Genomic DNA, 13,623 nt, shown 5'->3' with positions numbered 1-13,623 from the left:
AAATTGTCACTATAGTGTCATTGCTTATCTAGTATCTATCCGTATAATTGCGCCCGATTTTCTTAAGCTCAGGAGAGCGCATGTACACAGAACCTGTCATCACAATCGATGGGCCAAGCGGAGCAGGTAAGGGAACTGCCAGTACCTTGTTGGCTAAAAAGCTTGGTTGGCACTTCTTAGACAGTGGGGCTATCTACCGTGTCTTAGCCGTTGCCTCAATCCATCATCAAATACCAGCCGATGACGAGATAGGTTTGTTACCTTTAGCAACAGGCTTAGATGTAAACTTCGAAACAACAGGCAATGGCGTCAGGGTGATCCTTGAAGGCGAAGATGTTAGCGATACTATCCGTACTGAAGAAGTAGGCGCTACCGCCTCAAAAATAGCTTCTTTACCTTCTATTAGAGAAGCGTTACTCAGACGTCAAAGAGGCTTTAAACAAGCACCAGGGCTAGTGGCAGATGGAAGAGATATGGGAACAGTTGTTTTCCCTGAAGCTCAAGTTAAAATCTTCTTAACGGCCAGCGCTGAAGAACGTGCCGATAGACGCTTTAAGCAGTTGAAAGATACGGGGCATGATGTTAGCATACTGCGCCTTTTGGATGACATAAAAGCGCGTGACGAAAGAGATGCGAATCGAACCGTTGCCCCCTTAGTGCCAGCAAAAGACGCATTGTTTCTAGATTCAACCAAGTTGGATATAGGGCAAGTGATTGAAAAGATTGAAATATTTATTGAAGAGAAATTAACTAAAGCATCTACCTCAATAAATAGTTAAGTAGTAAAAACCTGCCAAGTTATGGATGATTTGGTTATGAATAACAACCCCGCGCTCACTGGATTGTAACGTGGATGTCAAAAAGAAACTTATTAAAACACTATGATTGAAAATTTTGCTGATCTATTCGAAGAAAGTTTAAAAGTAATTGAAACCCGTCCTGGCTCTATCGTTAAAGGTACTATCGTATCAATTGATAAAGATATCGTGCTTGTTGATGCTGGTCTTAAATCTGAAAGCGCCATCCCTGTAGAACAATTTAGAAACGCCGAAGGCGAACTAGATGTTGTTGTAGGTGATGTAATTGATGTCGCTTTGGATGCCATAGAAGATGGTTTCGGTGAAACAATTTTATCTCGCGAAAAAGCGAAACGCCATGAAGCTTGGGTAGAATTAGAAAAGGCTTACACTGAAAAAGAAACCATCATAGGTGTTATTAACGGTAAAGTTAAAGGTGGCTTTACGGTTGAAGTGAACACAGTTCGTGCTTTCTTACCAGGTTCTTTGGTTGATGTACGTCCAGTTCGCGATACGACTCATCTTGAAGGAAAAGAATTAGAGTTTAAAGTTATCAAACTTGACGCTAAACGTAACAACGTTGTTGTTTCTCGTCGTGCGGTTATCGAAGCAGAAAGCAGTGCCGAACGTGATACGCTTCTAGCTAACCTTGAAGAAGGTCATGAAGTTAAGGGTATCGTTAAGAACCTTACTGATTACGGTGCGTTTGTTGACTTAGGTGGCGTAGATGGTCTTCTACACATCACAGATATGGCTTGGAAACGTGTTAAGCACCCAAGTGAAATCGTTAATGTTGGTGATGAAATCAACGTTAAAGTATTAAAATTCGATAAAGAAAAATCTCGTGTTTCTCTTGGTATGAAACAGATGGGCAACGATCCTTGGCAAGAAATTGCTAACCGTTACCCTGAAGGCGCTAAATTAAGCGGTGCTGTGACTAACCTAACTGATTACGGTTGTTTCGTAGAAATCGAAGACGGTGTTGAAGGTTTGGTTCACGTTTCAGAAATGGATTGGACTAACAAAAACATTCACCCTTCTAAAGTGGTTAACCTTGGTGACGTTTGTGAAGTTATGGTGCTTGAAATTGACGAAGAACGTCGTCGTATTTCTCTTGGCCTTAAACAATGTATTCCTAACCCTTGGGAAGAATTCGCTAAAGCACAAAGCAAAGGCGACAAAGTTAGCGGTAAGATCAAATCTATCACTGATTTTGGTATCTTCATCGGTCTTGATGGCGGCATAGACGGTCTAGTTCACTTGTCTGATATCTCTTGGAATAAGACTGGCGAAGAAGCGGTTCGTGACTATAAGAAAGGCGACGAAATATCTGCTGTTGTTCTTCAGGTTGATCCAGAGCGTGAACGTATCTCTCTTGGTGTTAAACAAATCGAAGAAGACCCGTTCAACCAGTACATAGCTGATACTAAGAAAGGTACTATCGTAACTGGAATGGTTACTGCGGTTGATGCTAAAGGTGTAACTGTTAAGCTTGGTGAAGAAGTTGAAGGTTATATCCGTGTAGCTGATTTAGCACGTGACCGTGTTGAAGATGCATCTACAGTTGTTAGCGTTGATACAGAAATCGAAGCTAAGTTCATGGGTGTTGATCGTAAGAATCGCATCGTTAACTTATCTGTTAAAGCGAAAGACCATGCAGATGAGAAAGACGCACTTGATAAAGTGAATCAACAAGAAGAAGTTGGTTTCACTAACGCATTTGCTGATGCATTTAAAGCAGCTAAAAGCGACTAATTGACGTCATAAGCAAGCGTGTTAATTATTTTTTGAAACATGAATAGTTTTGACAAATAACTTAACGCGCTTATTATCGGTACTAACAGCTTTTTTGATTGACGGAGAGTTTACTAATGACTAAGTCAGAACTTATAGAAAGACTGGCCGATAAAATGCGTCAGGTTCCAGCCAAAGACGTGGAATCATCGATAAAAGAAATGCTAGAACAGATGGCGCAAACCTTACAAAAAGGTGAACGTATCGAAATTAGAGGTTTTGGTAGTTTTTCTTTGCATTATCGTGCACCACGCGTTGGTCGTAATCCGAAAACCGGTGAAACTGTGAAGCTTGATGGTAAATACGTTCCACATTTTAAACCAGGTAAGGAATTACGTGAAAGGGTCAACGAGAGTTTAGTTAGTTGATTTTTTGGTAATATTTTTTAAAAACGGCACTCCAATTAGGGTGCCGTTTTTGTTAGAGTTACACAATGTTCTATCACTTCATTTTGTAGACCACATTGAATAATCAAAGTAGTAGTCGAAACCAAACTAGCCATCAATGCCATGTTAGATTAGAAAACCCAAAGGGGGCGAAATGAAAGTTAAAGGATTATTGTTATTACTCTTTGTATTGTTAACGCTTATTATCGCTGGGTTTATCGGTTCACAGAATAGTCATTTAGTGTCTATCAACTATATATTGGCCGAAACAGACATGCGTATGTCAGTATTATTGGCCATAACATTCTCTTTAGGCGTTTTATTCTCCGTGTTGCTAATTATCGGTTATATCTTGCGATTAAAATGGCGTATAAGTAGCTTAGAGCGCAAAAATAAAAAACTCTCAATGCCCGCTAACGTTTCATAATGTTAGAACTCCTCTTTCTATTACTCCCAGTTGCCGCCGGATATGGTTGGGTGATGGGTCGAAACAGTGCTCGTCAGGCACAACAGCGACATTCAAGTATCTTAGCCAAACATTATTATAGAGGGCTAAATTTCCTTCTTTCAGATGAGCCCGATAAAGCGGTTGATACACTGATTAAAATGATCGATTTAGATAGTGATACGGTTGAAACCCATATCGCAATGGGCAAGTTTTTCAGGCACAGAGGTGAGCTAGATCGCGCTATTAGAGTGCATCAAAACTTAGTCAGTAAAGAACAAATCTCAGCGCTACAAAGAGAATCTGCGTTATATGAATTAGGTCGAGATTATATTTTGGCTGGTTTTTTAGAACGTGCAGAAAATGCCTTTTTACAGTTATTAAATAGCCAAAAACATTTCTTAAATGCACAAGTCCAACTATTCAATATTTATCAAACCACCAAAGAGTGGAAAAGAGCGATTGAACTAGCAGAACAAATGATTGGTGCAGGCGGTGACAGTGATGAGTTATGTAATAGAGTCGCACACTTTTACTGTGAACAAGCCTGTATTGAGATTAAAGACAATAACCTGATTGAAGCAGAAGCAAACCTTAAAAAAGCAGTGGTTGCCGATGAAAAAGCGGTTCGTCCTTGGCTTTTGTTAGGTGAAATTGCTATGCAACAACAAAAATATAGTGACGCTATTGATTGTTTGAGTGAAATTCCTAGCCGAGACGTGAGTTGGTTAAGTGAGGCTATTCCTCTAATCGAAGAGTGTGCTGAGCGGTTAAATGACGATGTAAAACTGAATAAAGTATTGGATGAATACTGGCAGCAATGTGCGACTGCCTACTTGGCTAAAGTTAAACTTATGGCTAAAGATGGCGAAGCAGAAAATGCCGCACAAGTATTACTAGAACAACTAAAGAAACATCCCACCATGAAAGGATTCAAAACCTTAATGGGACTTTACATTGATTTACAAGATCATGAGCAATCGACTAATAGTTTGGTATTGCTAAAAGAATTAGTAGAAGAGCAAATAGAACAACGGCCTAAGTATAAATGTCATAGCTGTGGGTTTGCTGGTAGCAAAATTCACTGGTTATGTCCTTCATGCAAAAAATGGGGTGTGGTTAAACCAATTAAAGGCCTAGACGGGGAGTAGTGTGATAAATATTAAAAGAGATCCTAAAGTTGTAGTAGCGCTTGATTTTGATCAACAGAATAAGGCCGATGCGTTTGTTGATAAGCTTGACCCAACAATGTGCAAACTAAAAGTGGGCAAGGAAATGTTCACGCATTTTGGCCCTAGTTTTGTAAGGTCTCTAGTTGATAAAAATTATGATGTTTTTCTAGACTTAAAATTTCACGATATTCCTAATACTGTCGCTAAGGCTTGCCAAGCCGCTGCTGATTTAGGTGTGTGGATGGTCAATGTGCATGCATCAGGTGGTCCAAAAATGATGGAATATGCCAGAGAAAGTCTTGATAAGTATACGACTAACAGACCTTTACTGATTGCTGTCACAGTTTTAACTAGTATGGATCAACAACAATTAACGGCTATCGGTATTAATTCCACACCAGAAGAACACGTGTTGAAGTTAGCTAAATTGACACATGATTGTGGTTTGGACGGAGTAGTGTGTTCGGCGCAAGAGTCGACATTACTCAAATCAAATATTGCCAAAGATTTTCAGCTAGTCACACCTGGAATTCGCCCTGAAGGATCAAGCAAAGGCGACCAAATGCGTGTAATGACGCCTAAACAGGCAATTCAAGCGGGTTCTGATTACTTGGTTATTGGTCGACCGATTACTCAATCAGCCGACCCTCTCAAGACCTTAATTCAGATCAATGCCACTATTAGCTAATACTACAGTGTTTCTAACGCCGTTTTAGCGTCTAAATATTCAAGGTTAAGCTCTTTACCTAACGCATCTACAACCGCTTTATACGTGACTTTACCTTGATGAACATTTAAACCATTTAATAAATGTGGGTCATCTAACATGGCTTGTTTCGGGCCTTTATTGGCTAAAGCAAGTCCAAAGGGCAAAGTTGCATTATTCAGTGCCATAGTGGATGTACGGGCCACACCACCTGGCATATTGGCTACACAATAATGTACTACGTCATCAATGATATACACCGGATCTTGGTGAGTTGTGGCCTTTGATGTTTCAAAACATCCACCTTGATCTATAGCAACGTCTACTAACACAGAGCCAGGTTTCATATTTTTGATATGTTCTCGGTTGAGTAATTTAGGTGCGGCAGCGCCAGGGACTAAAACGGCACCCACAACTAAGTCTGCTCTAGATGAATAATATTCAATGGCTTCTGCCGTTGAGAATACGGTGGCTAAACGACCTTCAAAGATATCATCTAATTCGCGTAATCTATTTAAAGAGCGATCAAGTATGGTGACATCAGCGCCTAAGCCCATTGCCATTTTAGCGGCATTCAAACCTACTACACCACCACCAATGACTAACACTTTACCGGGGGCTACACCGGGTACGCCGCCTAATAACGTACCGCTACCACCTTGGGCTTTTTCTAAATAATGCGCACCGGCTTGCACCGACATTCTTCCTGCCACTTCACTCATAGGCGCTAAAAGCGGTAAGGTGTTTCTATTGTCTGTCACAGTTTCATAGGCAATACAGGTTGCGCCTGACTCAACTAATAACTGAGTTTGTACTGGATCGGGTGCTAAATGCAGATAAGTATATAAAGTTTGACCTGGACGTAACATCTTACATTCATTTGGCTGAGGCTCTTTGACCTTTACAATCATATCCGCCTTGGCAAATATTTTTTCTGCGCTGTCAATTATCTCTGCACCGGATGCAATATATTGCTCATCGGTAAAGCCTATAGAATGTCCTGCTTGAGTTTCTACCCATACTTGGTGTGAGTGATGTACAAACTCTTTGACCGCTGCTGGGGTCAAACCGACTCTATATTCATGGTTCTTAATTTCTTTTGGTACACCGATTAACATAATTTGCTCCAGCGATAGGGATATTTTAGGCAAAAAAGTATAGGTGAATATTTAAAGTAAGTTGTTGGGTATTTAGTCTTTCAAAAGTATAATATTTTGTAGATTACTCATTCGTCGGAATATTCTATGCTTATAAAAACGCCTAAACACCTTGATAGAATTGATAGAAACATTCTTATTGAATTGCAAAAAAATTCAAAAGTCACTAACGCAGAGCTTGCCAATAAAGTGGGGCTAAGTGCTAGCCCTTGTTTAGAAAGAGTTAAGCGCTTGGAAACTCAAGGTTATATTAAGGGGTATCATGCTCGCGTCGACCCATCGATGTTAGGTGCCGGCATGTTGGTTTTTGTAGAAATTACCTTAACTAAAACATCAGTTGATATATTTGAAGAATTTTCTGCTGCGGCTCGAAAGCATGAAGATATCCAAGAATGTCATTTGGTTTCAGGCAATTTCGATTTTTTACTTAAAGCAAGGGTGGCTGATATGTCCAGTTATCGTAAGTTATTAGGCGATACATTATTACGTCTACCGGGCGTCAGTGAATCCCGAACTTATGTAGTAATGGAAGAGGTAAAGGAGTCAACACAGGTGAAAATTAGCTTGAAATAAAATTACTGCCCCAGTATTGATTAATTACCGAGCGAAAGCCCTATGCTAACTAGGATTTTTTTGCCTGCGCTGGTATCTTATAGCTCTAGCATAATAATAATTAAGAAAAGATAACTATTTATATGGCGCGACTCACAGGCATTCAAAGGATTATGGAAGTTGGCATGATTATCAGTTGTGTCTTCGCTTTTTTTCTATTGTTAGCTATGGCCTCTTTTCACCCTGCCGATCCCGGATGGAGCCAAGCTGGACTTCAAAGTGACGTCAATAACTGGGTAGGGCCAATTGGCGCATGGTTTGCCGATATCTTATTTTTTACCCTTGGTTCTTTTGCTTATAGTTTGCCATTTTGTTGCGCATTTTTAGGCTGGTTCTTATTTCAACAAACCAAAACCTTATTAGAGATAGATTACTTAACTATTGGGCTAAGACTTATAGGCGTTATTTTATTCGTATTAGGGGCGACTGGGTTGTTAAGCCTGAATATGGAAGATATTCATAATTACACTTCAGGCGGTATGGTGGGTGATGTTTTAAGTTCATCACTGATCCCCTATTTTAGTATGGTAGGTACAACACTTTTACTTCTGTGTTTCTTCTGTACGGGTTTTACCTTATTAAGTGGTGTGTCGTGGGTGGCGATTGTCGATAAAATCGGTGAGTTGGCGATACTCACCAGTCGTTTTATTTATCGCTCTCCGGCTAAACTGAAAAATTCATCGATTCCTCTGCTATCTTTCAAAAAAGCTGAGCCAGCCACTTTAGCGCCAGCTAATAATGATTTTTGGGGCAGTGAACCGCAAAGTAACAGTTTTGAACAAACAAGTGATGAACCCTATGCAGCAGAGCCTGCCGTTCCACAAAGTATTCTTGATGAACCAGAAGAGGAAAAGAAAAGCCCTGTTTCCATTTCTGAATTGAAAAAGAAAATTAGCCTTTCAAGAAAATCACCAAAAGTAGAGCCTGTCATAACAGGCGTTGAGCCAGAAGCTGAAACTATTTCAGGTGAAGTGAACGATGAAGAGCAGGGGCCTATGCCGTCTTTTGACCTACTTGAACGGGCGGATAAAGTTAAGAATCCCATAACACCAGAAGAGTTAGAAATTGTCTCTCGTTTGCTTGAAACAAAACTCGCCGATTTTAATATTGAAGCGCGAGTGGTAGGTGTGTATCCGGGTCCTGTTATCACCCGTTTTGAAATGGATTTAGCGCCGGGCGTTAAAGTCAGCAAAATTACCACCTTATCTAAAGATTTAGCGCGATCTATGTCTGCTATATCCGTGCGCGTAGTGGAAGTTATACCAGGTAAATCTGTTATCGGTTTAGAGCTGCCAAATAAAAAACGCGACATGGTGCGTTTAAGCGAAGTGATCAGCACTGACGTATTCCAATCTTCTGATTCGCCATTAACTATGGTCTTAGGTGCGGATATTTCAGGTAAACCTGTAGTCGTAGATTTGGCAAAAATGCCGCATCTGTTAGTGGCAGGTACCACAGGCTCGGGTAAGTCTGTTGGTGTCAACGTGATGATCTTGAGTCTGTTATACAAATCTACGCCTGAAGATGTGCGTATGATCATGATCGACCCTAAAATGCTGGAATTGTCAGTTTATGAAGGCATACCACACTTATTATCAGAAGTAGTAACAGACATGAAAGAAGCAGCCAACGCGTTACGTTGGTGCGTGGGAGAAATGGAGCGTCGCTATAAATTGATGTCAGCTCTTGGGGTAAGAAACCTAAAAGGTTATAACACCAAAGTGCTTAACGCGATTGAAGCGGGTGAACCCATTCGCGACCCATTGTGGAAGTTTGAAGAAAGCATGGAAACCGAAGCGCCTTTCCTAGAAAAACTGCCAGCCATAGTGGTTATCGTTGATGAATTTGCCGATATGATGATGATTGTTGGTAAAAAAGTAGAAGAGCTGATTGCCCGTATTGCACAAAAAGCCCGTGCTGCTGGTATACATTTAGTGTTGGCAACACAAAGACCTTCTGTAGATGTTATTACTGGTTTGATTAAAGCTAATATTCCTACCCGAATAGCGTTTCAGGTGTCCTCTAAAATTGACTCTCGGACCATCCTCGATCAAGGTGGAGCAGAAGCCTTGTTAGGGGCAGGGGACATGTTGTATTTACCCCCAGGTACAGGTGTGCCGACTCGTATTCATGGTGCATTTGTTGATGATCACGAAGTGCACGCTGTTGTGGCTGATTGGAAAAAACGTGGTGCACCACAATACATCGATGAAATCTTAAATGGTGATGCCAGTGCCGAAATTCTATTACCTGGCGAACAACCGGAAGACTCAGATCAAGAATACGACGTATTTTATGATGAAGCGGTAGCCTTTGTCACAGAAACTCGACGTGCTTCCGTTTCAGGTGTGCAGCGAAAATTCAGAATTGGTTACAATCGCGCAGCCAGACTAGTGGAACAAATGGAACAAAGTGGCGTCGTAACTTCACCCGGGCATAATGGTAATCGTGAAGTATTAGCCGCTGCAGCTCCTAGAGATTAACCCTACAAGAAGTAATTATTAATGAACAAGTTTACCCAGTTCAAAACGCTATTTTTATTTATCGCAATTTTATTGAGCAGTCCATTTTCCTTAGCAACAGAGATGGATGCAAAACAACAGCTGAAAGTTAAGTTGGCTGAATTAAAAACCTATCAAGCCAATTTTACGCAAACAGTGGTCGATATTGAAAACACTGTGTTGCAACAAGCCAATGGACGAATAGTGTTGCAACAACCGAACAATTTATATTGGGAATTGTTTGAACCGAATGAAAGTGTGTTATTGGCTGACGGCACAAATATCTGGAATGTTGACCCGTTTTTAGAGCAAGTGGTGGTTTACGGGGCAGACTCAGCTCTTGAAAATAACCCTTTAATTTTATTAACGGATCCTGACAGTAGTAAGTGGCAAGAATTTGAAGTCAGTCAATCAGATAATCAATTTGTCATTACTCAGAAAGAGTTAAATGGGGGGATTGAGTCGTTACGTTTGGTTTTTAACGGCGACACTTTAGTTGAGTTAGAAAGCGTAGATGGGCAACAACAAAAAAGTTTATTATTGTTTTCTGAGATAAAACAAAACAATTCATTACCCAAAGATACCTTTATTTTTGTGAAGCCTGATGGGTACGAGTTGGACGACCAGCGATAATTATGACCGCAGAATTTGACTTTGCTGACACACAAGACTCGGTTGCACAATTCGCACCTTTAGCCGCTCGTATGCGTCCAAAAGTGATCGAACAGTATTTTGGTCAGCAACATATCATAGGTCCAGATAAACCATTAAGAGCGGCACTATTGCGTGGTCAATGCCACTCAATGATCTTATGGGGGCCGCCAGGTACAGGCAAAACAACTTTAGCCGAATTAGTAGCCAACCATTGCCAAGCGCATATTGAACGATTATCAGCGGTTAGCAGCGGTGTTAAAGACATTCGCCAAGCGATTGATAACGCCAAACATTACGCCAGCCAACATAAACAACGGACCATTTTATTTGTCGACGAAGTACACCGTTTTAACAAAAGTCAGCAAGATGCGTTTTTACCTTACATCGAAGATGGGACTGTGACTTTTATCGGTGCTACCACCGAAAATCCTTCTTTTGAACTAAACAATGCTTTGTTGTCCAGAGCCAGGGTTTATGTGCTTAAAAGCTTAAGCGAAGAGGATCTGAGTGACGTCATTACACAAGCATTAACTGACAAAGAACGTGGACTAGGGCTGACTGATATCACCTTAGATGAGCACGCTAAGTCTATGCTGATTGATATGGCAGCAGGTGACGCGAGGCGTTTGTTAAATTATTTGGAGCTCAGCGCTGATTTTTTACCCTCAGATTCAGTAGACAAAATCCTAACCGTAGATATGGTAAAACTAGCGGTTGGTGAAAAGGTCGCACAGTATGATAAAAATGGTGATCAATTTTACGACTTGATTTCAGCTTTTCATAAGTCGGTACGCGGTTCAGCGCCCGACGCCGCGCTGTATTGGTATGCAAGAATGTTAGTTGCTGGCTGCGATCCTCTGTATGTAGCCAGACGTTTGTTGGCCATAGCCACAGAAGACATTGGTAACGCTGATCCCAAAGCCATGCAAATTTGTCTCAATGCGTGGGATATTTTTCAACGTGTCGGGCCATCTGAAGGTGAAAGAGCGATTGCCCAAGCTACACTTTATTGCGCCAGTACAGCAAAAAGTAATGCAGTGTATATGGCGTTTAATGCCGCCGTAAAACACGCAACAGACACACCTGATTGTGCGGTGCCAGAACACTTAAGAAACGCACCCACTAGCCTGATGAAAGACTTAGGGTACGGTAAAGAATACCGCTATGCCCATAATGAGGAACATGCTTATGCAGCAGGCGAAAATTATTTTCCTGAAGAATTACGCGATACCCAATATTATCAACCTAGCTCACGTGGGTTAGAGAAAAAGCTCCAAGAAAAATTAAAATATTTAAAGGATCTAGATTTGCACAGCACAGAACAAAGGTATAGTTAGTATGCATACAGCTAACATGTATATTTTTATCGCCCTAGGAGGGGCAACAGGCGCATGTTTGCGATATTTTCTTTCGCAACTGATGCTTCAATGGTTTGGCAAAGGCTTTCCTTTTGGTACACTTCTGGTCAATGTTGTGGGTTCATTTTTCTTAGGCTTTTTGTATTCTCTGCTGGAACATGGTCATTTAGAAACGGCTCTATGGCGAACAACAGTTGGAATTGGTTTTCTTGGTGCTCTCACCACATTTTCCACATTCTCAGTAGACACGTTAGTGCTCTTTCAACAGGGCCTGTGGTTTAAAGCCGCACTTAACGTAACATTAAATATATTGTGCTGTTTATTTGCGGCATGGTTAGGCACTCAATTAGTTAAAGGTTAGATAAAACAAAATGTTAGATCCAAAATATTTACGTGGCGATATTCAACAGACTGCTGAAAAATTAAAAAGAAGAGGTTTTGAATTAGACGTAAATTCCTTTATTGAATTGGAAGAAAAGCGTAAATCACTACAAGTACGCACCCAAGAATTACAAAACGAACGTAATGTTCGTTCTAAATCTATTGGCAAAGCTAAAGCGTCGGGTGAAGATATTCAGCCGCTTTTGGCCGAAGTGGGTAAATTAGGTGATGAGTTAGACTCAGCAAAAGCCGAGTTGTCGGTATTGTTAGATGAAATTACTGCGTTGTCGCAATCTATTCCCAATTTACCTGATGATTCAGTACCGCAAGGTGAAGATGAAGCAGGTAACCTTGAAATCAGTCGCTGGGGTACACCTCGTGAATTTAATTTTGAGATTAAAGATCATGTCGACTTAGGTGCAAATTTAAGTAAAGGTGTGGACTTTGATGCGGGGGCAAAATTAGCGGGTTCACGTTTTGTGGTGATGCGTGGGCAAGTTGCTCGCCTTAATCGTGCCATTGCTCAATTTATGCTGGACTTACATACCGAAGAACACGGTTACGAAGAAACTAATGTACCTTTATTAGTTAATCAAGAAAGTATGACAGGCACAGGTCAATTTCCTAAGTTTGAAGGCGACTCTTTCCATACCAAACCTGCTACAGAAGAAGGGCAGGGCTTGTCGCTTATCCCAACTTCAGAAGTACCATTAACCAATATTGCCCGTGACGAAATCTATTCGATTAAAGATTTACCGCTAAAAATGACGGCTTTTAGCCCTTGCTTTCGCAGTGAAGCAGGTTCACATGGTCGTGATACTCGCGGATTAATTCGTTTACATCAATTTGAAAAAGTTGAATTGGTGCAGTTAGTTGAACCTACAACCTCATTTGATGCGTTAGAAGAACTAACAGGTCATGCCGAGAAAGTACTTCAGTTATTAGAATTACCATATCGTAAAATGTTGTTATGTACCGGTGATATGGGCTTCGGTGCCTGTAAAACCTATGATTTAGAAGTGTGGTTACCCGCTCAAGATACCTACCGTGAAATTTCTTCTTGTTCAAACATGTTAGATTTCCAGGCCCGTAGAATGCAAGCTCGTTATCGCGGTGCACATGGTGATAAGCCTGAGTTATTACATACTCTAAATGGCTCAGGATTAGCTGTAGGACGTACTTTAGTGGCCATCTTAGAGAATAATCAGCAAGCTGATGGCTCTGTGACTGTGCCAGAAGTATTGTGGCCTTATATGGGTGGGTTAGAAAAAATAGGTTAGTTTTTAAAGGTTATAAACATTTAGCAGGTTTAGGTAAACCTGCTATTTTTGTTGCCTGTTTGGCTGGGCCTTTTGGAAACAATTTAAACAAATAACGGCTATTACCTTTTTCAGGGCCAAATTCATTGGCCATGGCTTTAACTAAAGCTCGCATCGCTGGGCTGGTATTAAATTCTAGGTAAAACTGACGCACAAATTTCACCACTTCCCAGTGATTATCGGTTAACTCAATGTTTTCCGTTGCCGCCAGTTCAGGCGCTAATTCTTCCTGCCAGTCTTGTACATCCAATAAATAACCGGCTTTATCGGTAGCAATCGTTTTACCTGAAAACTCAAAATAATAATCCATTGTTTCTACCAGCTCACTACATTGTCATATT

14 protein-coding genes are annotated in these 13,623 nt (G+C 40.8%); 12 read left to right on the top strand and 2 right to left on the bottom strand.

Annotated features, from left to right (window positions below; all coding sequences use genetic code 11):
- Positions 1-80: 80 nt before the first annotated feature.
- The 6 genes from cmk (at position 81) to pyrF (ending at position 5,282) form a co-directional block, all read left to right on the top strand.
- Positions 81-779 (top strand): (d)CMP kinase, encoded by a 699-nt coding sequence (gene cmk / locus QZ488_RS08865; protein ID WP_293747715.1) that lies wholly within the window; start codon positions 81-83, stop codon positions 777-779.
- Positions 780-881: 102 nt separating this feature from the next.
- Complete coding sequence (rpsA, locus tag QZ488_RS08860) at positions 882-2,552, top strand: 30S ribosomal protein S1 (protein WP_293747713.1); 1,671 nt, start codon at positions 882-884, stop codon at positions 2,550-2,552.
- 116 nt (positions 2,553-2,668) lie between these two features.
- On the top strand, positions 2,669-2,959 hold the full coding sequence (gene ihfB, locus QZ488_RS08855) for an integration host factor subunit beta (protein WP_293747710.1): 291 nt from the start codon (positions 2,669-2,671) through the stop codon (positions 2,957-2,959).
- Between the two features lie 172 nt (positions 2,960-3,131).
- Entirely contained in the window at positions 3,132-3,404 is a 273-nt protein-coding gene (locus QZ488_RS08850; RefSeq protein ID WP_293747708.1) for a LapA family protein, read from the top strand.
- On the top strand, positions 3,404-4,573 hold the full coding sequence (lapB, locus tag QZ488_RS08845) for a lipopolysaccharide assembly protein LapB (RefSeq protein WP_293747706.1): 1,170 nt from the start codon (positions 3,404-3,406) through the stop codon (positions 4,571-4,573). The genes QZ488_RS08850 and lapB overlap by 1 nt, the downstream gene beginning before the upstream one ends.
- Before the next feature lie 10 nt (positions 4,574-4,583).
- Entirely contained in the window at positions 4,584-5,282 is a 699-nt protein-coding gene (gene pyrF / locus QZ488_RS08840) for an orotidine-5'-phosphate decarboxylase (protein ID WP_293747777.1), read from the top strand.
- Positions 5,283-5,284: 2 nt separating this feature from the next.
- Here the strand turns inward: pyrF and ald are convergent, their stop codons facing one another.
- Complete coding sequence (gene ald, locus QZ488_RS08835; protein WP_293747704.1) at positions 5,285-6,418, bottom strand: alanine dehydrogenase; 1,134 nt, start codon at positions 6,416-6,418, stop codon at positions 5,285-5,287.
- A 126-nt stretch (positions 6,419-6,544) separates the two neighbouring features.
- Between ald and lrp the strand changes: the two genes are divergently transcribed.
- The 6 genes from lrp (at position 6,545) to serS (ending at position 13,243) form a co-directional block, all read left to right on the top strand.
- The gene (gene lrp / locus QZ488_RS08830; protein WP_293747702.1) at positions 6,545-7,030 is read left to right on the top strand and encodes a leucine-responsive transcriptional regulator Lrp; all 486 of its coding nucleotides are present in this window, start codon (positions 6,545-6,547) and stop codon (positions 7,028-7,030) included.
- Positions 7,031-7,152: 122 nt separating this feature from the next.
- Positions 7,153-9,552, top strand: coding sequence for a DNA translocase FtsK 4TM domain-containing protein (locus QZ488_RS21490; RefSeq protein WP_366508999.1), 2,400 nt, complete (start codon positions 7,153-7,155; stop codon positions 9,550-9,552).
- 21 nt (positions 9,553-9,573) lie between these two features.
- Entirely contained in the window at positions 9,574-10,203 is a 630-nt protein-coding gene (lolA, locus tag QZ488_RS08815; protein ID WP_293747699.1) for an outer membrane lipoprotein chaperone LolA, read from the top strand.
- Positions 10,204-10,205: 2 nt separating this feature from the next.
- Entirely contained in the window at positions 10,206-11,561 is a 1,356-nt protein-coding gene (locus QZ488_RS08810; protein ID WP_293747697.1) for a replication-associated recombination protein A, read from the top strand.
- Position 11,562: 1 nt separating this feature from the next.
- Positions 11,563-11,943, top strand: coding sequence for a fluoride efflux transporter CrcB (gene crcB / locus QZ488_RS08805; RefSeq protein ID WP_293747696.1), 381 nt, complete (start codon positions 11,563-11,565; stop codon positions 11,941-11,943).
- 10 nt (positions 11,944-11,953) lie between these two features.
- Positions 11,954-13,243, top strand: coding sequence for a serine--tRNA ligase (serS, locus tag QZ488_RS08800; protein WP_293747694.1), 1,290 nt, complete (start codon positions 11,954-11,956; stop codon positions 13,241-13,243).
- Positions 13,244-13,253: 10 nt separating this feature from the next.
- Here the strand turns inward: serS and QZ488_RS08795 are convergent, their stop codons facing one another.
- Entirely contained in the window at positions 13,254-13,592 is a 339-nt protein-coding gene (locus QZ488_RS08795; RefSeq protein WP_293747692.1) for a TusE/DsrC/DsvC family sulfur relay protein, read from the bottom strand.
- Positions 13,593-13,623: the final 31 nt, after the last annotated feature.

This window comes from uncultured Paraglaciecola sp. (genome assembly GCF_913020055.1).
Taxonomy (GTDB): domain Bacteria; phylum Pseudomonadota; class Gammaproteobacteria; order Enterobacterales; family Alteromonadaceae; genus Paraglaciecola.
This window is presented reverse-complemented; position numbering and strand designations above follow the sequence as displayed.